The sequence below is a fragment of the Paenibacillus qinlingensis genome (genome assembly GCF_031455095.1).
GTDB classification, from domain to species: Bacteria; Bacillota; Bacilli; order Paenibacillales; family NBRC-103111; genus Paenibacillus_E; species Paenibacillus_E qinlingensis_A.
This window is the reverse complement of record NZ_JAVDSB010000001.1, coordinates 678720-702848: the sequence shown is the minus strand read 5'-3', so window position 1 is coordinate 702848 and position 24129 is coordinate 678720. Positions and strand designations below refer to the sequence as shown.

At 44.3% G+C, this 24129-nt stretch carries 27 protein-coding genes and 1 other annotated feature; of the genes, 4 read left to right on the top strand and 23 right to left on the bottom strand.

Translation table 11 applies throughout. From position 1 onward, the window contains the following. Positions 1–155: 155 nt before the first annotated feature. Positions 156–761 (bottom strand): genetic competence negative regulator, encoded by a 606-nt coding sequence (locus J2736_RS03075; protein ID WP_310223419.1) that lies wholly within the window; start codon positions 759–761, stop codon positions 156–158. A 248-nt stretch (positions 762–1009) separates the two neighbouring features. After that, positions 1010–1321 (bottom strand): hypothetical protein, encoded by a 312-nt coding sequence (locus tag J2736_RS03070; protein ID WP_310223417.1) that lies wholly within the window; start codon positions 1319–1321, stop codon positions 1010–1012. Between the two features lie 172 nt (positions 1322–1493). Between J2736_RS03070 and J2736_RS03065 the strand changes: the two genes are divergently transcribed. After that, the gene (locus tag J2736_RS03065) at positions 1494–2348 is read left to right on the top strand and encodes a polysaccharide deacetylase family protein (RefSeq protein WP_310223415.1); all 855 of its coding nucleotides are present in this window, start codon (positions 1494–1496) and stop codon (positions 2346–2348) included. 67 nt (positions 2349–2415) lie between these two features. Here J2736_RS03065 and J2736_RS03060 read toward each other — a convergent pair whose 3' ends face one another. Continuing rightward, positions 2416–2622: a hypothetical protein gene (locus J2736_RS03060; RefSeq protein ID WP_310223413.1), complete on the bottom strand. Its 207-nt coding sequence runs from the start codon at positions 2620–2622 to the stop codon at positions 2416–2418. After that, the gene (locus J2736_RS03055; protein WP_310223411.1) at positions 2619–3227 is read right to left on the bottom strand and encodes a CPBP family intramembrane glutamic endopeptidase; all 609 of its coding nucleotides are present in this window, start codon (positions 3225–3227) and stop codon (positions 2619–2621) included. The genes J2736_RS03060 and J2736_RS03055 overlap by 4 nt, the downstream gene beginning before the upstream one ends. A 90-nt stretch (positions 3228–3317) precedes the next feature. Between J2736_RS03055 and J2736_RS03050 the strand changes: the two genes are divergently transcribed. Then, positions 3318–4241 (top strand): hypothetical protein, encoded by a 924-nt coding sequence (locus J2736_RS03050; RefSeq protein ID WP_310223409.1) that lies wholly within the window; start codon positions 3318–3320, stop codon positions 4239–4241. A 48-nt stretch (positions 4242–4289) separates the two neighbouring features. On the opposite strand, the gene J2736_RS03045 is transcribed toward J2736_RS03050, so the two are convergent. Beyond that, positions 4290–4613 carry a rhodanese-like domain-containing protein gene (locus tag J2736_RS03045; RefSeq protein WP_310223407.1) on the bottom strand — a complete coding sequence of 108 codons (324 nt, stop codon included), beginning with the start codon at positions 4611–4613 and terminating at the stop codon, positions 4290–4292. A 238-nt stretch (positions 4614–4851) separates the two neighbouring features. Then, positions 4852–5086 (top strand) — a binding site (T-box leader). A gap of 71 nt (positions 5087–5157) precedes the next feature. Here J2736_RS03045 and serA point away from each other — a divergent pair. After that, the gene (serA, locus tag J2736_RS03040; protein ID WP_310223405.1) at positions 5158–6738 is read left to right on the top strand and encodes a phosphoglycerate dehydrogenase; all 1581 of its coding nucleotides are present in this window, start codon (positions 5158–5160) and stop codon (positions 6736–6738) included. 123 nt (positions 6739–6861) lie between these two features. Here the strand turns inward: serA and J2736_RS03035 are convergent, their stop codons facing one another. The 10 genes from J2736_RS03035 to J2736_RS02990 all read right to left on the bottom strand — a co-directional run bounded on the left by J2736_RS03035 (position 6862) and on the right by J2736_RS02990 (position 17303). Then, the gene (locus J2736_RS03035) at positions 6862–8748 is read right to left on the bottom strand and encodes a sensor histidine kinase (protein ID WP_310223403.1); all 1887 of its coding nucleotides are present in this window, start codon (positions 8746–8748) and stop codon (positions 6862–6864) included. Further along, positions 8749–9462: a response regulator transcription factor gene (locus J2736_RS03030; RefSeq protein WP_310223402.1), complete on the bottom strand. Its 714-nt coding sequence runs from the start codon at positions 9460–9462 to the stop codon at positions 8749–8751. It lies immediately after the preceding gene. 37 nt (positions 9463–9499) lie between these two features. After that, complete coding sequence (gene ccsA / locus J2736_RS03025; RefSeq protein ID WP_310223400.1) at positions 9500–10759, bottom strand: cytochrome c biogenesis protein CcsA; 1260 nt, start codon at positions 10757–10759, stop codon at positions 9500–9502. Beyond that, the gene (resB, locus tag J2736_RS03020) at positions 10756–12417 is read right to left on the bottom strand and encodes a cytochrome c biogenesis protein ResB (protein WP_310223398.1); all 1662 of its coding nucleotides are present in this window, start codon (positions 12415–12417) and stop codon (positions 10756–10758) included. Before resB ends, ccsA begins: the two co-directional genes overlap by 4 nt. 49 nt (positions 12418–12466) lie before the next feature. Continuing rightward, the gene (locus J2736_RS03015) at positions 12467–13003 is read right to left on the bottom strand and encodes a redoxin domain-containing protein (protein ID WP_310223396.1); all 537 of its coding nucleotides are present in this window, start codon (positions 13001–13003) and stop codon (positions 12467–12469) included. An 83-nt stretch (positions 13004–13086) separates the two neighbouring features. Beyond that, entirely contained in the window at positions 13087–13833 is a 747-nt protein-coding gene (locus tag J2736_RS03010) for a pseudouridine synthase (protein ID WP_310223394.1), read from the bottom strand. Between the two features lie 123 nt (positions 13834–13956). After that, positions 13957–14490: a spore maturation protein gene (locus J2736_RS03005; protein WP_310223392.1), complete on the bottom strand. Its 534-nt coding sequence runs from the start codon at positions 14488–14490 to the stop codon at positions 13957–13959. 6 nt (positions 14491–14496) lie between these two features. Continuing rightward, on the bottom strand, positions 14497–15096 hold the full coding sequence (locus J2736_RS03000; protein ID WP_310223390.1) for a nucleoside recognition domain-containing protein: 600 nt from the start codon (positions 15094–15096) through the stop codon (positions 14497–14499). A 46-nt stretch (positions 15097–15142) separates the two neighbouring features. Beyond that, positions 15143–16336 (bottom strand): D-alanyl-D-alanine carboxypeptidase family protein, encoded by a 1194-nt coding sequence (locus J2736_RS02995; RefSeq protein WP_310223389.1) that lies wholly within the window; start codon positions 16334–16336, stop codon positions 15143–15145. A gap of 208 nt (positions 16337–16544) precedes the next feature. Next, positions 16545–17303, bottom strand: coding sequence for an SDR family oxidoreductase (locus J2736_RS02990; protein WP_310223387.1), 759 nt, complete (start codon positions 17301–17303; stop codon positions 16545–16547). A gap of 187 nt (positions 17304–17490) precedes the next feature. Between J2736_RS02990 and J2736_RS02985 the strand changes: the two genes are divergently transcribed. After that, positions 17491–18102, top strand: a complete 612-nt coding sequence (locus J2736_RS02985; RefSeq protein WP_310223384.1) for a TetR/AcrR family transcriptional regulator — start codon at positions 17491–17493, stop codon at positions 18100–18102. 62 nt (positions 18103–18164) lie between these two features. Here the strand turns inward: J2736_RS02985 and ytfJ are convergent, their stop codons facing one another. From ytfJ to ribE, 8 genes are all read right to left on the bottom strand, one after another. Beyond that, complete coding sequence (ytfJ, locus tag J2736_RS02980) at positions 18165–18650, bottom strand: GerW family sporulation protein (RefSeq protein WP_310223382.1); 486 nt, start codon at positions 18648–18650, stop codon at positions 18165–18167. Between the two features lie 126 nt (positions 18651–18776). Continuing rightward, a complete protein-coding gene (locus J2736_RS02975) occupies positions 18777–19481 on the bottom strand; it encodes a DUF2953 domain-containing protein (RefSeq protein WP_310223380.1) in 705 nt (234 codons plus the stop codon). Between the two features lie 133 nt (positions 19482–19614). After that, positions 19615–20220 (bottom strand): SMC-Scp complex subunit ScpB, encoded by a 606-nt coding sequence (scpB, locus tag J2736_RS02970; protein WP_310223378.1) that lies wholly within the window; start codon positions 20218–20220, stop codon positions 19615–19617. Further along, positions 20204–20995 carry a segregation and condensation protein A gene (locus tag J2736_RS02965; RefSeq protein ID WP_310223376.1) on the bottom strand — a complete coding sequence of 264 codons (792 nt, stop codon included), beginning with the start codon at positions 20993–20995 and terminating at the stop codon, positions 20204–20206. The genes scpB and J2736_RS02965 overlap by 17 nt, the downstream gene beginning before the upstream one ends. Before the next feature lie 16 nt (positions 20996–21011). Next, positions 21012–21656: a site-2 protease family protein gene (locus J2736_RS02960; RefSeq protein ID WP_310223374.1), complete on the bottom strand. Its 645-nt coding sequence runs from the start codon at positions 21654–21656 to the stop codon at positions 21012–21014. After that, complete coding sequence (gene ribH / locus J2736_RS02955; protein WP_028554240.1) at positions 21656–22126, bottom strand: 6,7-dimethyl-8-ribityllumazine synthase; 471 nt, start codon at positions 22124–22126, stop codon at positions 21656–21658. Before ribH ends, J2736_RS02960 begins: the two co-directional genes overlap by 1 nt. Positions 22127–22200: 74 nt before the next feature. Continuing rightward, positions 22201–23430, bottom strand: a complete 1230-nt coding sequence (locus tag J2736_RS02950) for a bifunctional 3,4-dihydroxy-2-butanone-4-phosphate synthase/GTP cyclohydrolase II (protein ID WP_310223372.1) — start codon at positions 23428–23430, stop codon at positions 22201–22203. 12 nt (positions 23431–23442) lie between these two features. Further along, entirely contained in the window at positions 23443–24114 is a 672-nt protein-coding gene (gene ribE, locus J2736_RS02945) for a riboflavin synthase (RefSeq protein ID WP_310223370.1), read from the bottom strand. Between the last annotated feature and the right edge of the window lie 15 nt (positions 24115–24129).

Sequence of the window (24129 nt, the reverse complement as noted above, 5' to 3'; positions counted from 1 at the left end):
ACATACCTCTATTATAGTCGTTCTTGTTTGACTTATCTACTTGTAACACATGACACCTTAGTTGCGTATTATGGAAAACAAAACAAGCATCCTCAAAAACGGTTGTTTTTGGGAGATGCTTGTTTCATTGGACTGCATGAGGACGTGAGTCCTGCTTACTTGAAGTGACGGCAGAGCACCTTCACAGCATCATCAGCGATAATCGTCTTTCCGTATTCTTCGAGGACGGCTAACGTTATAGAGGAAGCTTCACCAAACTCAGATAGGACAGCAATGAGTGCTTGATACTTCGTCTCTTCAAGATCTACAGGCTCAAGCTGTAAAATATATTTCCCTTTGTACGAATACAGGGTACCGCCTTCCATCAGAAGGGGATTGATTACTTTGGATACACGCAGCAGATCTTCAAAATCACGGAAAGCATAGGAGATTAAATCGCTTTGTTCAAGCGTAACTTCCATTTCGTACACTTCTTCAGCTTCGTGATCGTCATATGCATCAGAACTTGCATACAAATCAAGCTTACCTCTGGTTACAATTACAACCATTCCTTGTGCTGGGAGTGCGAATACCTCAACAGCAAGCGGGCCGGACGGGTCAAATCCGAGCTCCGAATAGGCTTGATCCATCATTTCACTAAACAACTCGTGTACTTTTGGAATTTCTCTCCACATGTCGTCTTTTTGAATTCCACGTTCAGTTAAGTCATCGAATGTTAGGAAAATCCGTATCTTATCCTGACTTAAGCGTTCTATTTTCATGATAGGATCCTCCTTTGAGCTCTCCACTAGGAAAGCTTGCATCGAAAGCATGGTCACCTTATTTCAATCAGAATATGTTAGAAAAATAAAAAGGTGAACCATTAATTAATAAATGGACATGCATCCATCTATTGTTTTCACCTATCATGTTAACACTAATTCAAACCAATTGCACGCGATAGTTATGTATAAAAAGAAAAAGCACAGCCGGCCCCGTGGGTATGCCAGACTGCGCTGCGAGCTTATTATTATTGAATTGTAGCGTTGCTTATTTTATTATCTTGCAGAATTTCGCTGACGGTTGCCTTCAAATGCGGGTCTTCTTTCACAATTTTCTCCACTTGATTCAAGCCATTTGTACTCGTCGAGGAGAAATTTCGGGAGGCAGATTCTCCAAAAGATTTGCTCGCGAACGTTTCTTTCGCCTTATCCATGACATTGCCCATCGATTGATTGGATGAGCTAAATGCTGAGAAGAGCATCGATTTACTTTTGCGATTGAGATAAATGACAGCAGCCGCGCCTGCAATACCACCAAGCATAAATGTGCCTAATTTCATTGGATCTCCCTCCATGATAAGTAGTATGAAGCCTTCCTAGGTTGTGCGAGTTTAGAAGGGAGCATACGTCAAATCAGCAGGTAAACATAGGAGAATTGACATCTGCGAAATATGTATATACTTGTGGTACTATAAGGAATGACTACCATGTAAGGATCTGAGGAGAAGACATATGATGAAAAAGAAAGCAAGTACCTTGCTCCTGTCGGTCATGCTTTTATTAGCTGCCTGCAGTTCAAATCAAACAGAAACGAGCCCTGCTGCCTCAACAAGCTTGGCCCCAACAACACAAGCAACAGCTAGTCCAAGCCCAACTTCCAGTCCAACACCAACCGCGGCATCTACGCCGACACCAACACCAACACCTGTTGCACCTGAAGTCGTTCAAAAGACTTATCACATGAACAAGAATTATGATATTGTACCGAATGACCCGAATGGCAATAAGAAAGTCGTCCTGTTAACCTTTGATGATGGCCCTAAAGATCAAGCGATGAATCAATCTCTGATTGATATTCTGAACAAACACAAAGCGAAAGCAATCTTCTTCATGAACGGCTATCGCATTAAGCAAAAGCCGGAGCTCGTTAAGCTTGTTCATGAAAGCGGAAATATCATCGGCAATCACGCTTGGGATCATGAGAATCTGAAAGATATGGCGAATGAGAAGATTGATAAACAGGTGGATGATGTACAACAAGCTGTGAAAGACATTATTGGGCAATCCCCGCAGTTTTTCCGTCCCCCATTTGGTTCAGGCAACGATTATTTGAAAACGAAAATTAAAAACAACAAAATGCTTTATATGACATGGTCTAACGGTTCGTTGGATTGGGATATGACGAATAAAAATAATGATTCGAACAAAGTCATTGAGAATGTGTTGCAACAGCTTCACAATGGCAGCAACATCCTCATGCATGAACTCCCTTGGACCGTGAGCGCCCTCGATACGCTGCTTACAAAGCTGGAGGAAAAAGGCTATACGTTTGTAGATCCGAATGCGATCGAGCTTGAAATGCGGTAGAAATGAAAATAAGAGCCATACGGCTGCCACGAAACTACCGGGCAAACGTATGGCTCATTTTATGGTCTCATAACGAAGAATATTTAATCCCCCAAACAGTTAGACTCACCACCAACGCGATAAACAGCCATAGCAGGGTCATATAAAAAAGATTCGTCCATTTACCTTGTTCTGAAGGATGTACGGCTCTACGCGGCGGTAAATAGGTCTCATCCTCCTGCTTCTCATCCACTCCAGGATTCGATCGCGAAGCTACTCTATCTCCTACACTCATGAAACTTGATCTTCCTCCTTGCTAAAACGAAGTATGCATCCCATCACCATATCAATCATAAAGTGAGCAATTATCGGTGTCCATAGGCTTCCCGTATGAAGGTAAATCCAACCTAAGCCATAGCTTATACAGAAAACCATGCCTGTCATAAGCCAATGCTGAAGATACCGAACATGAATCGCAGCGAACAGAATACTAGTCCAGTAAGGCCCCCATGCATGTTGAATCGCACCACGGAATAGGACTTCTTCACAGACAGATACGATAAATGAGATAAGTGCAATATGCCAAAGGGCTCTATTTCCAAAAATCATTTGATTAATGCCGCCGTCATCCGCAACTTCCTTGGGTACCCATCTTGAAATAAGCAAGTCGACACCAAGCACCACTACAGCAAATAAGCATCCCCAAATCACAACTTTCCATCCGCCTTGAAAGGATAAAGCAGAAAGAATCTTAGAATTGCTCTGAAATAATAAGATGATTATTCCGATAATAAGCGTAAGCAGTTGTGTAAAGTAAAGATTTAGTAATAAAGTCTTGTCATTCAGCTCACTAATGTCAACTTTCCCAATACGAAGGTTCTTGAAATCGAATTTTTTCAAAGGAAGTACCTCATTTCCTTATAATATTCCTTTTTAATGCTGATTGACCTATACTAAAACAAATATCAAAGACAACAAGGAGCTAGATTTATGGAGAAGCGTCTTACTCGCACTGATTATTTATTTGCCCTCATGTTTATCTTTATGCTGGTCTGTATCCTTGGCGCGTTTTTCTATGGGTTACGATTAGGACAATCAAAAGCGGATTTGAAGTATGATAAAATAATGAACGTAGGTAAAGCCGCCGCAGTCCCCGAAGTAGGTGCTTATGACCAACAAGTGCTAGTGTCATATTACCATACCATCTTTTTACCCTTTAGGGAATTTCAGAATAAATGGTTTGAATTGCTGAGTCAAATCGAGATGGATAATGCCGCTGTGGACGCTTCCGCTGTCCTGAAAGAGCTTAGTAAAATTGCTGCGGACAAATACAATACATTACAGAACAAAAATATGCCTGCGTCTTCACCACTGCTGGTTCAATCACACCAAGGTTATTTAAAGAGCTTAAAGCTTTTCACAGATGCATTAAATACATACCAATCGAAAGCGAACGCCCAAAGCCATTCACAGTTAATTGATGCGATTCACAAGGACGCTTATTTTCTTGAAGCCAAGACACAAGCTTTAACCGCTCAAAAAAATTATTTTGACTCCATTCTTGTGTGGAATGGTACATTGGATCCAGATATTGAATATTTCGATTCCAACAATACGGCTAATCTTGATCAGTGGCGATCCATGAATTTGAATGTAAAGAATGTTTATATCACCGCTAAATTGTTGAAAAACAAAGCCTTCTCGCCATTTTATCCGCAGGATTTAACGATAAGAATTGACGAGTTCATCGCCTCAGGTCAAGCTAAGAAATTAAATGTAACCGATGTAAATCAAACGATGGAATTATTGCTAAGTACCAATGCCGTTCGAACAGGCGACTTTGTCAAAGGGAAATCCAAATGGTATACCAATGAGATGTTACCTCAATTACCCTTCTTTTCAGATGTAAATTAATAAAAGCTGAGCATGTGGTTGATAAACCGCATCCTCAGCTTTTTCAGTTTAGTCGTATTGGAAGCCGCGGAACATAGCAATGGCTGCCATTCCTCCATCAACATTGATGACGCGATCAAACCCATTCTCTTTCAAATATTCAGCTACACGCATACTGCGCACCCCATGTGCACATACAATATATATGTCTTCATCATCTGGAAGCTCCCCCATACGCAGCGGTATTTGCTGCATCGGAATGAGCTTCGCTTCTTCCATATGATAATACTCCCACTCATGGGGCTCTCTTACATCAATGATCACACTTTTGCCAAGCGATTTCTTTTCTATCTCTTGGAGAAAAATTTGCGGATAAATGCGATTGATTTCCATTTCCGTACACACTCCTGATTTTTTAAAATGAGATCTTAACATTCACTGTACCATACACGAAATATAGGCTCAAATATGAACAAAAACTCATTGCTTTCTTAACATTCATGCTATAAAATAAACGAAAAGCTTCTGAATGATTGTCAATCCGAACATTTATGACGTAAAAGTGAAAATCGTTCGACATGTATTGACACGATTTCGAACGCATGGTAATCTAGTAAAAATTCTATATCACAGTACAGCGTTGACGGAGCCAAGCAAGTAAAGTAGCTTTCAGAGAACCGATGGTAGGTGAGAATCGGTAGCGAACTATTGCGGAGCACTCCAGAGTTATTGCATTGAACATCTTGAGTAGATGCAATCGGGATAGGAACACGTTACAGTTCCAGGTCGCAAGACCAAATGAGGCTACCCATGCGAATGGGCAGCGAACTAGGGTGGTACCACGAAAGCAATCTCTCGTCCCTTTGGCTACAGGCTAACTGTCTGTATCCGAGGGCTGGGAGTTTTTTTATGTTCAAATCTAAGGAGGAAACGAATTATGTTCAAAGTTCTAGTATCCGATCCAATTAGTGACATGGGAATTCAAATGCTTTATGATGCAACTGATGTTGAAGTGGTTAAGCAATCCGGTCTATCCGAAGACGAACTCATCGCAATCATCGGTGAGTACGATGCCCTCTTAGTTCGTAGCCAAACGAAAGTAACCGAGAAAATCATGACTGCCGGCACAAAGTTGAAAGTCATCGGCCGCGCTGGTGTAGGTGTCGATAATATCGATTTGGAAGCAGCGACAAAACGCGGAATTATCGTAATCAATGCTCCTGATGGAAACACAATCGCAACTTGCGAGCTTACATTCGCTATGATGATGGCAACAGCTCGTATGATTCCACAAGCGTACAAGAAAACAGTTGGCGGCGAGTGGGATCGTAAATTCATCGGCGTTGAGCTTCGTAACAAAACACTAGGTATTCTCGGAATGGGACGTATCGGTAGTGAAGTTGCGAAACGCGCGAAAGTATTCGGCATGAACGTTATCGGGTATGACCCATTCTTGACAGAAGAGCGCGCTGAGAAAATGGGCGTTAAGCTTGGTACGGTTAACGAAATCGCTGCTCAAGCGGATTTCATTACGGTTCACACACCACTTACACCTGAAACGCGCCACTTGATTTCCAGAACACAATTCGAGCTTATGAAGCCAGGCATTCGTATCATTAACTGTGCGCGCGGCGGTATTATTGATGAGCTAGCACTAGTTGAAGCGATTGATCAAGGCATCGTGGCAGGAGCAGCATTCGACGTATTCGAAGTAGAGCCGCCTGCGAAAGATCACCCTTTCTTAAACAACCCGAAAGTGATCGTAACACCTCACCTTGGCGCATCGACAATCGAAGCACAAGAGAACGTAGCGATCGACGTATCCGAAGAAGTTCTTCACATTCTTCGCAACGAGCCATTTAAGAACGCTGTTAACATGCCTCCAGTTCCTGCTGACGTGCTTAACAAGCTGCAACCATACTTTAGTCTTGGTGAGAAAATCGGTTCTGTTCTTGGTCAAATTGCCCAAGGTGCTGTTTCTGAAATCATCATTAACTATGCAGGTGATTTGATGGATGTGGATACAAGTCCGTTAAATCGTTATATCGTAAAAGGTATTTTCCAAAACCAATTGGAATCCATCAACATTATCAATGCGATGCATCTGGCTAAATCACGCGGCGTGAACATCGTCGTGCAAAAATCAAATGCATCCAACAGCTTCACTAACCTTGTTACCGTAACGGTTAAAACGAAGCAAGAAGAGAAAACTCTTGCAGGTACACTACTTGCAGGCTTCGGCGAGCGTATCGTGCGTATTGATCAATACCCAGTTGACTTCGCTGCTGAAGGTAACTTGCTACTGATCTCCCACAACGATAAACCAGGTATTATCGGGCGCGTTGGTACATTGCTAGGAAGCAACCAAGTTAACATCGCGACCATGCAAGTGGGTCGTAAAGTAATCGGCGGGTCCGCAATCATGGTTCTGACGATTGATAAAACAGCTCCTGCAGAAGTGTTGGCTGAATTGACAAAGCTTGATGAAATCGTGAATGTTCGTGCACTTACGCTCTAATAAGCACAAATTGTTTCACGAACAACAAGATTTTATCTGAATATTCTACACATGAAATAGGCGTTTGCTGAGTATTCCTAGCAAACGCCTATTTTTTGTGTCGAAATTGGCACAATTTTCTGTTTATTTGTGTTCACAAGGCAAGCAGATCGTAAACGTGCTGCCGTGCCCCCATGAGCTTTGTACCGTTACTGTACCATGATGCGAATCAATGATATTCTTGACGATTGCGAGGCCAAGTCCAGTCCCCCCTGAGGATCCGCGCGTACGCGCTTTGTCTGCCTTGTAGAAGCGTTCAAAAATGAACGGCAAGTCTTCGGCAGGGATACCCTGTCCTTCGTCAGCGATCTCAATACGGATCGCTGGCCGATCCTTCGAGAGGCACGCCTCCGCCTTCATGGCAATACGCGCCTCTGCAGGCGTATGGCGGAACGCGTTGTCGAGCAGGTTCGTCAACACCTGCTCCAAGCGATCCTCATCCGCACGCTGCAGGATGAGCGGCTCTTCCGGCAGCGACACGCTAAGCGCGATGCCGCGCTCTTTGGCCAGCACCGCGAATTTGCGGTGCACGCGACGCACCAGGGAGTCGATCTCGACCTCCCTGAAGGAAAGCTCGAGATGGCCGGCCTCCATCCGAGCCAGATCAAGCAGGTCACGGACGAGGCGCCCCATACGGAGCGATTCGTCGTGAATGACCTGCACCAACTCCACGCGCTCCTCCGGCGTGGAGGGAATATCATCGAGCAGGGCTTCACTATAGCCCTGCAGCATGGAGATTGGCGTACGCAGCTCGTGTGAGACGTTCGCCACAAAATCCTTGCGCAGCTTATCCAGCCGCTCCTCCTCCGTCACATCCCGGAGGACAGCCACAGCGCCGCGCACCTGGTCTTGCGAGTACAGCGGCGTCATAGCCACGGACCAGACGCCATTCTTTACATGAAGCTTCGTAGCAGCTTCTGCCGACTCATCGACAACCGCTTCAAAGAGCGGAATCAACGGCACAGGAATTGGCTTGGTGTTCGGATTGCTGTAGCTCATGAGTCCCCAATCGCCAAGTGCGGTATCCGGTTTTGGGAAACGTCTTGGCTCTCCCTCATCATCAGACCACTCAATTGTGCTCCACTCTTCTACGATCTTCTCCCCTTGTGGGTTGCTCAGCATAACAGATCCATTCACATCCAGGGTGATCACCGCATCGGTCATACTTCCTAGAATGCTTGATAAATGTTCCTTTTCCTGACTAAGGGCTTGAATGCTTTCCTGTACCTTTTCGCCCATGTGGTTAAACGTTTTGGCTAGCTCACCAATCTCATCTTTGGATAAAATAGGGACACGTCTTCCATATTCCCCATGTGTAATAAAATCGGCTGCTTTCTTCAATTGCTGCAGCGGCCTTGTAATTTGCGAGAACAAGAAGAAGGCGAAGAAAGTTGTCATGAGAAAACCAACAATGGAAACATAAACAAACAATCTTAACATATACGATTGCGTGGCTTCTAATGATTGAAGGGATTGATACAACAAGGTTGCCCCTACAATGCCCCCCTCCAAATTGAATAGCGGCACTGCTACAACGAGGTATTCCGATCCAGCATCAAAGCGTCCTGTACGCGATTTATTGACTTGCTTATCAATGGTTTGTCCGGTAAACACAGGCTTCAATTCTTCTGCTGTATAAAAATCAGAAACATGGAATTCAGCTAACTGACTCCCGTTCGTTCGTGGGATGACCATTTCCTTCATATCTGTAGAAATCACAAGCATTCTTGAGTCTTGAAAGCTGAGCAACTCATTACTTAATTGATAGAATTGCTCATTGTACATGTGTGTCGTTGCTTCTTCCGAAAACTTGATTGCCGTTTTTCTCATATCATCGCGTTGATCCGTAGCATTTGAGAAATAATTTTCCATATAATTGACAAGAAAAAAGCCCAGTATGAGCAAAACAACCCCAACTAGGCCAATAATCGTTAACCACAATTTCCCGACGACACTCCTGAAAATAAACACTTATTTAGGCACCTCTAGCTTGTAGCCTACACCCCATACGGTCGTAATCATTGCGGCAGCATCCGGGGATACTTTATTTAATTTTTCACGAAGTCTTTTTACATGTGTATCTACCGTACGTAAATCTCCAAAAAACTCGTAATTCCAAACATCCTTCAACAGCTCTTCACGAGAGAAAACTTTATCCGGAGATACAGCTAAGTAATGCAGCAATTCATACTCTTTCGGCGTTAAAGCAACTTCCTGACCACCCGCTGTCACACGATGTGCATCATGCTCGATAATCAGGTTCGGGAATACAATATTATTGCTGGAGCTTGCATCTTTGGATAGATAAGCCGTTGCTGATGAGCGGCGTAGGATCGCTTTCACCCGATAGATCACTTCACGAGGCGAGAACGGTTTAACCACATAGTCATCCGCTCCCACTTCAAATCCACTCACACGATTCGTCTCTTCACCTTTCGCAGTCAACATAATGACTGGTGTGGACTTCACTTGACGAAGGCGTGCACATACTTCAATCCCATCGATGCCAGGCAGCATCACGTCGAGCAAGATTAAATCAAAATCGGTTTCCGACGCCATCCGCAAAGCGGTTTCTCCGTCCTCCGCCTCTTCAATGAGATAACCTTCTTTCTCTAAATACATGCGCAGCAATCGGCGAATACGTTCTTCATCATCTACAACGAGTATACTTGGCTTCAATTCCATGGAGCGTCACATCCTCTTTTAATGTACGTACTTGATATTAAACACCTGCATACGAATGCAGTCCTGCAATCACTAAGTTCACACCTACTAAGGTGAACATAACCACGATAAATCCTATAACCGTTAACCAAGCGGATTTTTTACCTTGCCAACCTTTTGAAAGACGAAGATGTAGGAATACAGCATAGAATAACCAAGTTATCAATGCCCATACTTCCTTGGGATCCCATCCCCAAAAGCGGCCCCATGCCTCCTGAGCCCAAATCATCGCAAAGATCAGTGCACCCAGTGTAAAGATCGGATAACCAATCGCAATAGCACGATAACTGATTTCATCCAAATCTTCTGCATCCATTCCTTTTACAACGGGACCAATCGCCGCTCCTAAAGGTTTGCGCGCAACTAGGCGTGCTAGCCAATAGAGGATTAAACCTCCTAGAATGGACCAAATCACGGTATTCAATTTACGTCCCGCACTTGCCCCTTCCATCCAGGATGGCGCTGTGAATAATGGCTCTGACATCCCTAAGAATGACTTCATCTCCACGAGTTGTGTATCATACGGTTGTACAATTGGAGGCAATACATACGTTTCCGTTGTATGATTCGTTTCCTGCACACCTTGCGCGTTGGTTACAATCACGTCTTTGGAGAAGACTGCTTTGTAACCCGATCCATTAAATGTAAATATTGACGCAATAAATGCCACGAGCATAAGGATAAAGAATAGGGTTAGCTCAACACCACGTTGTTCTTTTTTATCCGTCTTCGTCGTACCTTGATAGTCGACAGCACGCAGCAGATACATCAAGCCGCCGGCAAAGCCTACTCCAAAGAAAGCTTCTCCAGTTGCTGCCGTCGTCACGTGAATTTTGAGCCAATAGCTCTGTAGTGCAGGAATCAATGGCTGTACTTCACTTGGGAATACAGATGCATAAGCAATGATGATAAAGCCAATCGGTAAAGCAAAGACCCCAAGCACAGGTGTCCGATAGATGAGATATACGATCAAGAAGGCACACATGATCATCATCCCTAAGAAGGTCATAAATTCATACATATTGGAGGTAGGGATATGACCCCCTTCTGCCCATCTGGTGAAAAAGAACGTCACATGACAAGCAAAACCAATGACCGATGTTATAAAAGCGACGAAGCCCCACTGTCTCGTGTGATCCTCGGGCTTCCGATTGCTCCATCTTTTACCGGTAATCGATAGGACGAACAGGAAGAATGCGAGCAAGTATACAAAAAAAGCGATGAGTAGAAAGGTGCTGCTGACAGAGTTTACATTCACCCCTGGTTTCCTCCATTTGCTAATGTTTTCGGCTGAACATCTAAATCATTCTTATTTAAGGCGGCGGCAACTTCATTGCGAAGTCCGAACCAGTTCTTGTTCGTGTGACCGCCCAGCGTAAGCTTACCCTCATCAATTCGAATCCAAATGCGTCGATGCTGCCAATAAAAGCCCATGATGACCCCGATCATAAAGATCGCAGAGCCAACCCAGATATACGGCATAGCTTTATCTACGCGGATATTCAAATAAGTCGTGTAATTAGCAAACTGAACGCCTTCCATAGAACCCACTGCTATCTTCAACTTTTGGCTAATTGCACCGTTAATCGTATCTTGCGAGAACGTTTCCTTATCAATTTGTCTTGGGAAATATAGATAAGGTTCGCCTTTTTCTGCTAGCCCCGGCCCCGTAATACTAAAAATAAAAGCAGGAGCTTTCGGTTCGTTCGATTTCGAGATTGGTTGCCCCTTCTCCATGCCAAACTCCGGGAAAAAGCCTTTTAACGTAAGCTTATACGGTCCTACCTGGTAGGAATCCTTGGGATTATTCATAGGTAAATCAAAGCTGCCATAGGTCTCACCCGTTGTTGGGTTGCTTAACGTTGGTTTCACGGAGATCAGTAATGGCGTTGCTTTATAATCAAACTGATAGGCTTGCAGCCCCTTGTAATCCAGTGGGTGGTTCACAATGATGTTGGCTTTGTGGACTTCTTCCAGTACTGGCGCCTCTGACCCATCTTTGCAATTCGCTGTACAATGGTACAAAATTGCTTGCGTTTCATACGTTTTAGGAACGATCTGACCTTTCGACTTAATGCTTTCAGGCAGATCTTGCTCATCATACAACGTAAGTGTAAACTTCTCATTTTTGATGTAGTACGAAGTATGGGGGATTGGCTTCGTTTCGCCTTCGAGAATACCCATATATTGATCCATATGCCAACCAGGGATGCTTCGCATCAGCACACCGATGAGAAAGATAATGAGTCCAATATGATTAATATAGGGACCCCAACGGCTAAAACGATATTTTTCAGCAAGAAGCGCTGAACCCTCTGTATGTACGCGATAATTTTTTTTACGTAAAAGTGTACCTAACTTATTCGTCCATGCAATCTCATCCGTACCTTCAGGCAAGTTAGTTACGTAGGTAACATTTTGTCGAGTAAGGAAATTGATATGCTTGCGTATTTGCTGCTTGGATAGCGCCCGATATAAGGGCAGAACACGATCCAGACTGCATATGACAAGCGAGGTTCCGATCATGAATAGTAACGTGATGAACCACCAGGAACTGAAAGTGTGAGAAAAACCAAGCGCGTGGTAGATACTCCCTAGCGTTCCATAATTATCCGTGTAGTATTGCGTTGGATCCATGTCCAGAAACGTATTCTCTTGTGGATAAATTGTTCCTACTGCCGAAGCTACCGTTGTAATGAATATAATCCATACGGCTATTTTGACCGAGGAGAAGAAATTCCAGACTTTATCGAGCAGAGAGGGATTTGATTTCTGAGAGCGGCGAGCCATGCCATCATAGCGCATTTCCAGAATATCTCTGCCATCGGCATCGATCAACGGATTGCCACATGATTCACACAGCGTAGTCCCTGTGGGATTCTGATGCCCGCAATCGCATTTGGTATTGTAGAACATGATGACCTCCTAAAAACATTGAGCCTGCGTGCGACATTTCTTGGACAACTTACGATTTTTTATTAACCAAGCTAGCCAAGGTCTCATCAATATAAGCCTCATCCATTTGGCCAATTCTTTTCACAGCAACTTTGCCATCCGCCCCTATGAAAAAGGTGGTTGGATAGTCCATAACGCCGTACAACTTACGTACAACTTCATTGGCATCGAGCAGCACCGGCATATTCAAATTGTATTGTTCCATAAAACTCTGAACGGTCACTTTATTCTTATCCACATTCACTTCCAAGAAAACGACGTCTTGACTCTTCCACTTATCATATTGCTTCTGAAGATCAGGCATTTCTTCTTTACATGGTGGACAAAATGTACCCCAGAAATTCACTAGCACAACCTTCCCTTTGTAATCGGAAAGCTCATGCGTCTTACCATCTAACCCTACCAAGGAAAAGTTCGTAGCTTTCTCCCCTTGCTGCGGGTACTTTTTGCTTGCTGAAGCAGACAAATTTGTAATAATCGTAAACACACCAATAATGAGCACGATTGCAAAAATCCCAATCTGTACCCACTTCTTATTACGACCCATTGATAATCACCTTCGCTTTGTCGACAATGTTAGTTTTGGCATATCGAATTATACCCTTATTATAACGAAAAGAAGGCCAATTCTTATTGGCCTTTTTGAACGTTATGTGTCCTTAGAGCTTCGTTCCTAAGCTCTTCAACCTCTTTGGGCGTCAAGTGACGATACTTCGCTCTTGGCAGACCTGTTAAGAAGATGGGACCAAATTTAATCCGCTTTAATTTGATAACTGGGAATGAAATCGCCTCAAACATCCGTCTAACTTGGCGGTTTCTTCCTTCATAAATCGTGATCTGAACGACGGACTCATTCTTCTCCATGTTCACATCCGCATACTCAACTTCGGCAGGTGCCGTCATCCCATCTTCTAACTGTATGCCCATTTTGAGCTTATCTAATAACGTGCCGTGTGGCACCCCTTTGACAGTCGCTTGATAGGTCTTTGGTACATGATGCTTAGGATGTGTCAATAAATGAGCAAACTCACCGTCATTGGTTAGAATGAGTAAGCCTTCCGTATCGTAATCCAATCGACCGACCGGATATACGCGCTCTCTGATCCCTGGCAAGAAATCAGTAACGACTTTACGTCCTTCTGGATCCGTTGCACTCGTAATTACACCTTTGGGCTTATTTAAAATGACATAGATCTTCTTCTGTTGACCTATCGCACGTCCATCGACCCTAATTTCATCTTCTTCTGTATTCACTTTCACACCCAGCGTCGTGACGACTTCACCGTTCACTTGCACGCGTCCCGCTGTAATGATCTCTTCACATTTCCGGCGGGATGCAATCCCAGCTTCGGCTAATACTTTTTGCAGTCTTTCCATTATCCGCTTTCACCTCAAGCTAATGATAACGGACTTAACCGCAAATCTCAAGCGGCAACCCACATTAACTGACAGAAGGTGACAGAATGTTGACTTTGAGCGGCCTCGTAGACACACAACGATTTAAGAAAATACCAAATAACAAATAACAAGGGATGCAATAAAGCCAACCGCATCGGAAATTAATCCAACTTTAAGCGCATAACCGGCTTTTCGAATGCCAATAGCGCCAAAATAGACCGTTATCACATACAACGTCGTATCCGTGCTCCCTTGCACCGTTGATGCTATACGTCCAATCATTGAATCCGGTCCAAATTGTTCAATCAAATCGGTGGTAAAAGCTAACGAACCCGCTCCCGTGATCGGTCGCAAAATAGCTAAAGGCAGCACTTCCGTAGGCACGCCGATACTTTCGAAGAAAGGCCGCATCCAGCCGATCAGCATGTCCATTGCGCCAGAAGCGCGAAACACAGAGATCGCCACCATCATCCCCACTAAGTGCGGAATGATTTTGATCGCCGTGTCGAAGCCGTCCTTAGCTCCCTCTACAAATGACTCATAGACGGGTACTTTACGGTATGCGGCGTACAGGGGAATGAATACGATCATGATTGGGATTGCCCATGCCGAAATGAGCGAAACGAGTGCGTACATGCCGGTTCATCCTTTCAGCGGAGGGATAGGTGAGCGCGATCTACGATACCATCGATCTACGAAAATGGCCGCTGTTGTTGAGATGATAGTCGCTATGAGTGTAGTGCCTACGATTTCTGCTGGATTCATGGAATTGAAATTCATACGTATCGCAATGAGTGTTGTTGGGATTAGCGTGATACTCGACGTATTTAGTGCAAGCAGCGTAGCCATTGCCGTACTAGCTTCGTCCTTGTTGGGATTGAGCTTCTGCAGCTCCTGCATCGCTTTAATCCCCATCGGAGTAGCCGCATTCCCTAAACCTAGGATATTTGCACTCATATTTGACATAATATAACCAATTGCAGGGTGATTCTTAGGAACACTGGGGAAAAGGAAACGTACTGCTGGTTGAAGCAGTCTAGCTAGCTTTTGTAAGATACCCGCATCTTCGGCAATTCGCATCATGCCCATCCAGAATACCAATACACTAATTAATCCGAAACAGACCGTTACCCCATTCTTGGCCCCATCAAAAGCCGCTTGTGTAACCAACTCGATATCTCCATTAATCGCCGCGACGAGGAAACCAACGACGATAAAAAACAACCAAATCCAATTCACCATAGCTTAACCTCCTTACAACCCGACTTTTGCCCTAACTTACCACCGATTAATCCGCCCATTGAGAGCCAGAAAGATTAAACAGTCCCTGTACAAGCATTCGGCAGATATACCCATACTTGGTCAGTATCGTCTCTTTATACGGAGAGCTGGGTTGAAATGAAAACGTCGCCTTCTCCGGTACGGCTAATAACGGATTCGTCTTATCATAGATCGGAATCGTTTGAATCAACTTGTTCTTCAATAAGATCTGTAAAGAGCCGCGCTCTGCTAGTCGATACTCTGTCGTCAAGGGATCCACTGACGTCACTTTGTGGGATAGGCTAGCATATTCACCTTCTGCAAGTGGATATTTAAATGTTCGGCTTGCCACCCATGGGGTTCCTTCAATCGCATCCCCTTTCTTCACTAACGTCTGCAGCGGAAAATGTGCAAAGCCGTATTGAAGCAATCTTGCGTGGTCTGCCCAGTCATCCCCATCATTCAATGTAACGACGACAAGTTGCTGCCCGTCTCTAGTAGCTGAAGAGACAAGGCAACGCTTAGCCAGCTTCGTATAACCGGTTTTTACGCCGTCGGCTCCTTCGAACATAGAGAGCATCTTATTCTTGTTCAACCAGGAGTAATCCCATGTTTCATTCGGGTTAGGTACTTTCTTCAACTTCGTAGACACGATGTCGGAGAAAACACTATTCTTAAGCGCATAAGCCGTCAACTTCGCCATATCGTTCGGACTTGAGCGATGCCCCTCACCTTCATCCAGTCCTGATGGATTCGTGAAGTGGGAATGATCCATCCCCAGCATTTGCGCTTTTTCATTCATCAAATAGACAAAACCATCGACGCTTCCACCGATATGCTCTGCAATCGCAGTAGCCGCATCATTACCGGAACGCATCATGAGTCCATAAAGCATGTCATGAAGTCGCATTTCTTCCCCAAGTTTCAAATAAATCGAAGACCCTTCTTTGCCAAAGGCGTTCTTGCTGACTTTGACCATACTCCCCAGATCACCTTGCTCAATGGCAATGATCGCAGTCATAATTTTGGTCAAGCTGGCTATACGCATAGGCGTGTCCCCTTTTTCACTATAAAGGACCCGACCTGACTCCACATCAACGAGCGAAGCACCCACGGCATTGGTATGAATGCTTGGCGGCGCGGCGTCTACATAAGACCATGGCGCGATTAATATGCCAATCAAGGCACAGCAAATGAAGAAGAACTGGTGTTTGGTTTTCATCGTTTTGGTTATCCTCCCACACGAACGAACTTGTACACATGTTAGTTCGAATCAACAGATAAAACTTTGTACAAGTATATGCGGTTGGACGAGGGATATGTCCTAGAATTCGATGGTGCCCCAAGGGAAGCGACATCTGCGCTAAAACAACAAAAAACCTGTTGAATAATCAACAGGTTAAACTTTTTATATTTAGATGTTGTATAGCTTAGTAAGCTGTCCAACCCGCATCAGCCGTAACAACTGTCCCATTGACAAAGCTAGCATCATCGGATGCCAAGAATAAGGCTACCTTTGCGATTTCCGCTGGCTCACCAGCACGTGGATTTAAGCCCATCCCAGCCATCGCTCTTTCCATCCCGAACGGATTTGGCGAAGTAATGGTTGTCCCAATGTTCGTGCTTACACCACCAGGTGCGATCGCATTGCAACGAATTCCTAGATTGGCATATTGAAACCCTACGTTTTTCGTGAAGCCAACGACCGCATGCTTGGATGCCGTATAGGCTGCACCTGCTCTAGACCCATTCAGTCCTCCTGCAGAGGCAATGTTCACAATTATACCACTTTTTCTTTCGGTAAAAATAGGAAGGACTTTACGTGTTGTTCTCATAACACCCGTCGTGTTAATTGCAAATACACGCTCCCATAGCTCGTCCGTTACATCTCCAGCAGGAACAAAATTATCCATAATTCCAGCATTATTTATTAAAATATCGACGGTGCCGTATTCCTTCACAGCCGCATCTATTAAAGCTTGTACATCTTCTTCTTTTGCAACATTGGCGGCAACAGCGATGGCAGAACCACCTTTTTCTGCAATGCCCGATACAACGGTTTGAGCCGCTTCTACCCGAAGATCGGATACAACAACTTGCGCACCTTCCGTCGCAAACAACTCTGCTATGGCTTTCCCCATACCTGACGCTGCACCTGTAACAATAGCCACTTTTCCTGTAAGCTTCATCTATTATTCCTCCAAATGAACCGTATTTTCGGTGCGAATTCTTCATTGAAATGTGCCTATAGAACTTCTTACAATTGGAGTATAATAGAGGTTCAAGTTTGAGACAATCAGTAAAAGACGAGCTTTTGTTAGCTACTGTACAAAATGCTCGGATGTGTTCACTATCGTCAAAAAGGAATGAGCCGAAATGTCGGAAAACACGAAAAAAACGGATCGCCGCGTCGTAAGAAGCAAACTAGCTTTAAGGGAAGCACTGCTTTCGCTAATGGCTCAAAAACCGTTCTCCACCATTTCGATTACTGAAATTGTAGAATGTGCCAACTATAATCGAGGTACCTTTTATGCCAACTACGAAAGCAAAGAGGAACTGCTTGATGAAGTCATTGACAATTTGACCTTACAATTACTTCAATCCTTCCGCGCCCCCTATGAACATGTAGAAGTGTTCCGCATCAATGAATTGACAGCCACCTCAGTCCAAATATTTGAACACTTTTATCAAAACGCTGGTATATATACCGTCTTAACCAAAAGTGATGTACTTCCTAAATTAAAAGAGAAGATGTTTACCGCCTTGAAAAAAATCACACAAGAAGAACTTATCTATTCCGAACAAGATACCGCAATTGATCAAGAACTACTCAGTATTTATGCTATACATGCGCTGCTCGGTCTCATTTTCCATTGGGTCGAAAGTGATTTTAAATACTCACCCGCGTATATGCAGGATCAACTTATCCGATTGGTAAATTGGCGACCAACGTCTGCCAAAACGGCAGTGAAAGGTACGATGGATTGATGCTTGGACAAAATCATAAAGAAAAAAGCTGTCCACAAAGGACAGCTCATGATGACCAGATGCTACACGATAAAATTCTGATTCTCGACGTTGGTGACATTCGTTGAAGCAGGTACAGACGGCTTCGCTGACATCCCTTTGATCATACTTTGAATCTTGTCCACAACCTGCGGTGCAGAGTCGATGAGACGCTCCAGAATATGCGTTTGGTTGTCTAGCGGAACGACCTTCACACCATTCTTACCCACGACTAGGAAAGCAATTGGTGTAATGGATACCCCGCCACCGCTACCGCCACCGAATGGCAACGCAACTTTGGCATTAAGTGCATCTCCACGGTTCATTGACCCGCTTTCGATTTCGATTTCAGAGTCAGTCACAAACTCACTGCCACCTGCCGCGAAACCAAATCCTACTTTGGATATCGGCATAATGACACTTCCATCTGGCGTTTCGACCGGATCACCGACAATTGTGTTTACGTCGACCATTTCTTTTATATTTTCCATGGCGACTTTCATGAGGCCTTGAATCGGGTGTTCGGACATCTTCATATTCCTCCTTAGCGTTTTTCGCCATACATACTGGCATCGAAAGCTCAAGCAACAAGAACTCAAAAGAACAAATATGGTTCAGTTCTAGAGTGCCCCTACTGGCATGGGGTTATGTACGACTCAGGATGCAGGTTTAAATCTAGCTCTGGCCTTCAGCGCGAACTGAATCCAGCTGCGGATACCCCCTTTGACCTTAGCTGCTCGGTACAATAACCGTATGCCTGCAGTAACGGCAAACCATACACGGATACGACCAGCAAATCGAAACTCCGTCGCAAATTGCTTCTCGTTATACTGAGGAATGACATCAACACGCGGCTTCGCAATCAACTTCACATATCCAATGGCGAACCCCAGCAGCGATGACTTAATTCCCCATACCGCCCCTGTCGTAATCGCCGTTTCTGGCGCATCACCAAGTCCTACCCGTGTGATCCATTTCAGCTCCGTACACTCCACTTTGGCCAATGTTTGCTTCATCCAGCCATATAAATTCAACGTATGTACAAGGACATCTTTGGATTCCTTGTAGAAGGTAATGACTTTATCTTTGGTAATATGATCTCTCGTTTCATCTTTTAACTTAGCATCATGCTTTGTTACGGTTTCTGACTTAATTAAAATCCCTTGAGTCAAACCTTTGAATTGAATGATAGGGATCACATACCGATATCGTACGAGTCCAAACAGCCCCCGCATCTCCACGGAAAGCGTATCGTTATCTTTGACTCGGGAGAAATAAAACTCACCGCGCATAAAACTGCACAGCACAACGATACTGGCAATAATAACAACCAAGACGGCCAATCCTACCCACAGCAACACTTACGCCTCCTCAGTCAAAATAAAACGGCATGTAAAAAACTCCACCTACAGGAAGAAATCTTCTCGCAGGTGGAGTTAGTATGACCTCTTAGAGGAAATGAAATGCATGTTTGGATAAGCTTTAGTTCACGTTCTATTCGGAGTGGTCGTCACTCACATCGTCCAGTGTTAGTTGCTTCTGGTCTCCACCTAACCGATCGAATAACATGCGTGTCTCTTCCTCCAAGTCAAAATTACCTTGGAAGTTTGCAGAGTCTGGCAATTCTTGAATCGAGTTAAGACCAAAATATTCTAAGAATTGTTTGGATGTCCCATATAAGATAGGCCTGCCCACCGCGTCGGCTCGCCCAACCTCCGTAATTAAATCTTTGCCCGTTAAGGTAGCGAGTGCACGGTCACACTTGACGCCGCGGATCTCTTCGATCTCTACGCGCGTGATAGGCTGTTTATATGCAACGATGGACAATGTCTCTAAGGCAGCCTGTGAGAGCGAAGAACGTGACGGCGTATAAGCCAGTCGTTCAAAATAAGGAGCATGCTCTGCCAGCGTTGTCAGCTGGTAAGCTCCCGCAACCTCTACAATTTGGACGCCGCGCCCTTTTCGTTTGAAATCCGTTCGCATATCTTTCAGTAAATCTTTAATCACATAAGCATCAAGCTCCATCACTTCAGCAAGTTGCTTGAGATCTAGACCTTCATCGCCAGAAGCGAAGAGTAGTCCTTCAATAATCGATTTCATCTGTTGGAAGTTGAGTGTCAAGGTCAGATCCCTCCTCTTTGGCTTGAATGACGATATCTTCAAAAAGCTGGTTTTGGTAGCATGTAATTTTCTTCATTTTCATCAACTCCAGAATGGCTAGAAAAGTGACGACGATCTCTTCTCGCGTCATCTCATAATCGAATAGCTTGGAGAATAATAGCTTACCACCTTTTATTTTGAGCAAATCAACAACCTCACGAATTCGATCCTTTACCGAGATCTCATCGCGCCTAATCCGAGCTACGACGTTACGGTTTGAAAGTTTACGCAGTGTGCGTTGAAAAGCAATCAGTAAATCAGCAACATCCAACCCTTCCACCGGATTCTCTTGAAGCTCCGGCAAATAAGAGGTTAAATCCTCTGGTTCACGAGTGTATACGAGGCTGCGCTCTACCTCTTTATCACGAAGCATATCCGCAATCGATTTATATTTCCGATATTCAATCAGCTTGGCAACGAGCTCTGCGCGCGGGTCTAACGCATCATCCATATCATCAAAATATTCGTCAAATTCAATGACAGGCGGCTTAGGTAAGAGCATTTTGCTTTTGATGGAGAGCAGCGTGGCTGCCATAACTAGAAACTCACTCGTAATATCTAACTCCAGCTCCTGCATGGCTTGTACATACCCAAGGTATTGATCTGTAATGTCTTTGATCGGAATATTGTAAATGTCGAGTTCATTTTTATCAATCAGATGCAACAATAGATCAAGGGGACCTTCAAATACTTCTAACTTATACGTAACCTTCATGTCGTTCTTCCCCTTGTCATAGTGAATAAAGATGCATAATTACTTGTACGGCATATGGATAAATGCGACTAAGCGCTAATTGACCAATCGGGGTAACCATTAAAACGATTACAAGAATAAGTGCTTTTATTTCATGCCTTGCCATCCATCGCTGTTTTGGAGGAGTAACGAACCCTCTCCAGATGTACCATCCGTCCAGCGGATAAAGCGGCAGCATATGTATGAGTCCAATCATTAAGTTAACAATTACACAATATTGCAAATAAACACGCCATTGTTCGATGGCCATCGATTCTGCTGCTGAAGAACCCAAAAGCGAGGGTAAATAAAAATATAACCACCAAAAAAACAGAACAAGTACGAGATTCGTCACAGGTCCCGCCAGGTAAACTAGGGTATGCGAAAGCCTTTTGTGCTTGCGAAAATGGTTAGGCTCTACTGGTATTTTCTTTGACCATCCGTAGGGTCCGAATATAATCATCGCTAGCCCCAAGACATCTAAATGTGCCAAGGGGTTTAGCGATAATCTTTTACTGTCTCGGGCTGTTCGATCTCCTAACCACCAAGCAACTCCTGCATGAGCGGTATCATGCAGGGTCATGGCGATTAGGAAGGCAAACAGCCTAGGCAGCAAGGTTTCCAAATGGTAATAAGCCAGCATTACGAAGTGAATTGCTTCGTCAAATTCGCCATTTCAATTGCCGTTACGGCAGCTTCCCAACCTTTGTTGCCTGCTTTCGTTCCTGCACGTTCTACAGCTTGCTCAATGGAATCCGTTGTTAATACACCGAAAATCGTAGGCACGCCAGTTTTCAAGTTAATCGCAGAAACACCTTTGGCTACTTCGCTGCACACATAATCAAAATGCGGCGTTGAACCACGAATAACAGCACCAAGGGTAATCACTGCATCATACTTACCGCTCTCCGCCATTTTTTGAGCGATAAGAGGAAGTTCAAATGCACCAGGAACCCAAGCGATATCAATCTCGTTCTCGTCCACACCGTGACGTTTAAGCGCGTCTTGTGCACCGCCAAGCAACTTGGAAGTAATGAATTCGTTGAAACGACCTACAACAATCCCATATTTTAAGTTTTGCGAAATTAAATGTCCCTCATAAATTGTAGCCATGATAAGAATCTCCTTTTCTGTTAAAGCATATTAGTGGTTTGTGATGCGATCTATAAAATCTACTCGTAACTAAATTAAATGCCCTTGCCGACATCGTTGAAATTCAGCATGTGGCCTAACTTCTGTTGTTTCGTTTGCAAATAATTCAGGTTATCCTTCTTGCTTTCCATCTGGATCGGAACACGCTCATCCACTTCGAGGCCATAGCCTTCCAAGCCTTTGATTTTGCGCGGATTATTCGTTAATAAGCGAAGCTTCGTAATACCAAGATCCCTTAAGATTTGAGCGCCAATGCCATAATCACGAAGATCTGGAGCAAATCCAAGCTTAATATTCGCTTCTACCGTGTCTAATCCCTGCTCTTGAAGGACATATGCTTTTAATTTATTGATTAAACCGATGCCGCGACCTTCCTGACGCATATATAATAATACACCATTGCCCTCTGCATCAATCTGTTTTAAAGCAGCTTCTAGCTGTGGACCGCAATCACAACGGTGAGAGTGGAACACATCGCCAGTCAAACATTCGGAATGGACACGCACCAACGTAGGCTTGGATGGGTCAATCGTCCCTTTTACAAGAGCTACATGTTCTTTGTCATCCAATTGATTCGTATAAGCGATTGCTTTGAATGTACCAAAATCGGTAGGCAAATCCACTTCAACTTCTCGCTTCACTAAATTTTCCTGTTGATTGCGATATTGAATCAAATCCTGGATCGTAATGATGCTCAATTCATGCTTCGCGGCAATTTCCATAAGATCAGGAACGCGAGCCATCGTGCCATCTTCTTTGATAACTTCGCAAATCACACCCGCTGGGTACGAATCACAAAGAATCGCAAGATCAATCGCTGCCTCAGTATGACCTGCTCTACGGAGAACACCGCCTTTTTTGGCGATCAAAGGAAAAATGTGACCTGGCCTACGGAAATCCTGAGGCTTCGTCGTTGGATCAATCAAACCCTGAATCGTTCTAGAACGCTCATGGGCCGAAATCCCGGTACTTGTATCTGTATGATCAACCGAAACCGTAAAAGCAGTACCATGATAATCCGTGTTACGCGCTACCATCGGCGGTAAATCAAGCTCTCTCGCTCTATCTTCAGTAATCGGTGTACAGACAAGTCCACGTCCTTCTTTGATCATGAAGTTGATCACTTCTGGTGTCGTTTTATCTGCCAGGGCAATAAAATCGCCTTCGTTCTCCCGATCCTCGTCATCCACAACAATAACTACTTTTCCTAACTTCAAATCCGTAAGGGCTTCTTCAATCGTGTTAAACTTAATGGGTTGTGTCATATACACCTCTCCTTACATAAAGCCATTATCTGCTAAAAAGCTTGCAGTCAGTGTGCTTTTCTTAGACTCCCCGCGAACAGAAGATTCCGCAGGACCAAATTTAAGCAGTCGTTCCATATATTTGCCGAGTACATCACATTCAATGTTGACGGTGTCTCCAGCTTTTTTGTCATGTAGAACGGTTTGTGCAAGGGTGTGCGGGATAATCGATACCGATACATCATGTTCTGTGACATCTACAATCGTAAGGCTAATGCCATCAATCGTAATTGAACCACCCGGAATCATATAGCGGAAAATATGCGGATTCTCAGGCTCGAATCGGTACACGACAGCATTCTCTTCCGGAGTTCGAGAAATAATGGTTGCTGTTGCATCTACATGTCCCTGTACGATGTGTCCGCCAAATCGACCATTCGCGGCCATCGCTCTCTCCAAATTCACACGCGTGCCAGACTGTAACTTGCGAAGATTCGTCTTCCGATATGTCTCAGGCATGACATCAACGGAGAATGAATCACTATCATAGGAGATGACGGTAAGACATACGCCATTTACAGAAATACTGTCTCCTAAATGAACGTCTTCTAATATTTTTTTGGCGCCAATGGTAAGTACCATCGCTTGCCCACCACTATGAATGCGGCGCATGTGGCCGATTTCTTCAACAATGCCGGTAAACATGCCACTCCTCCATTC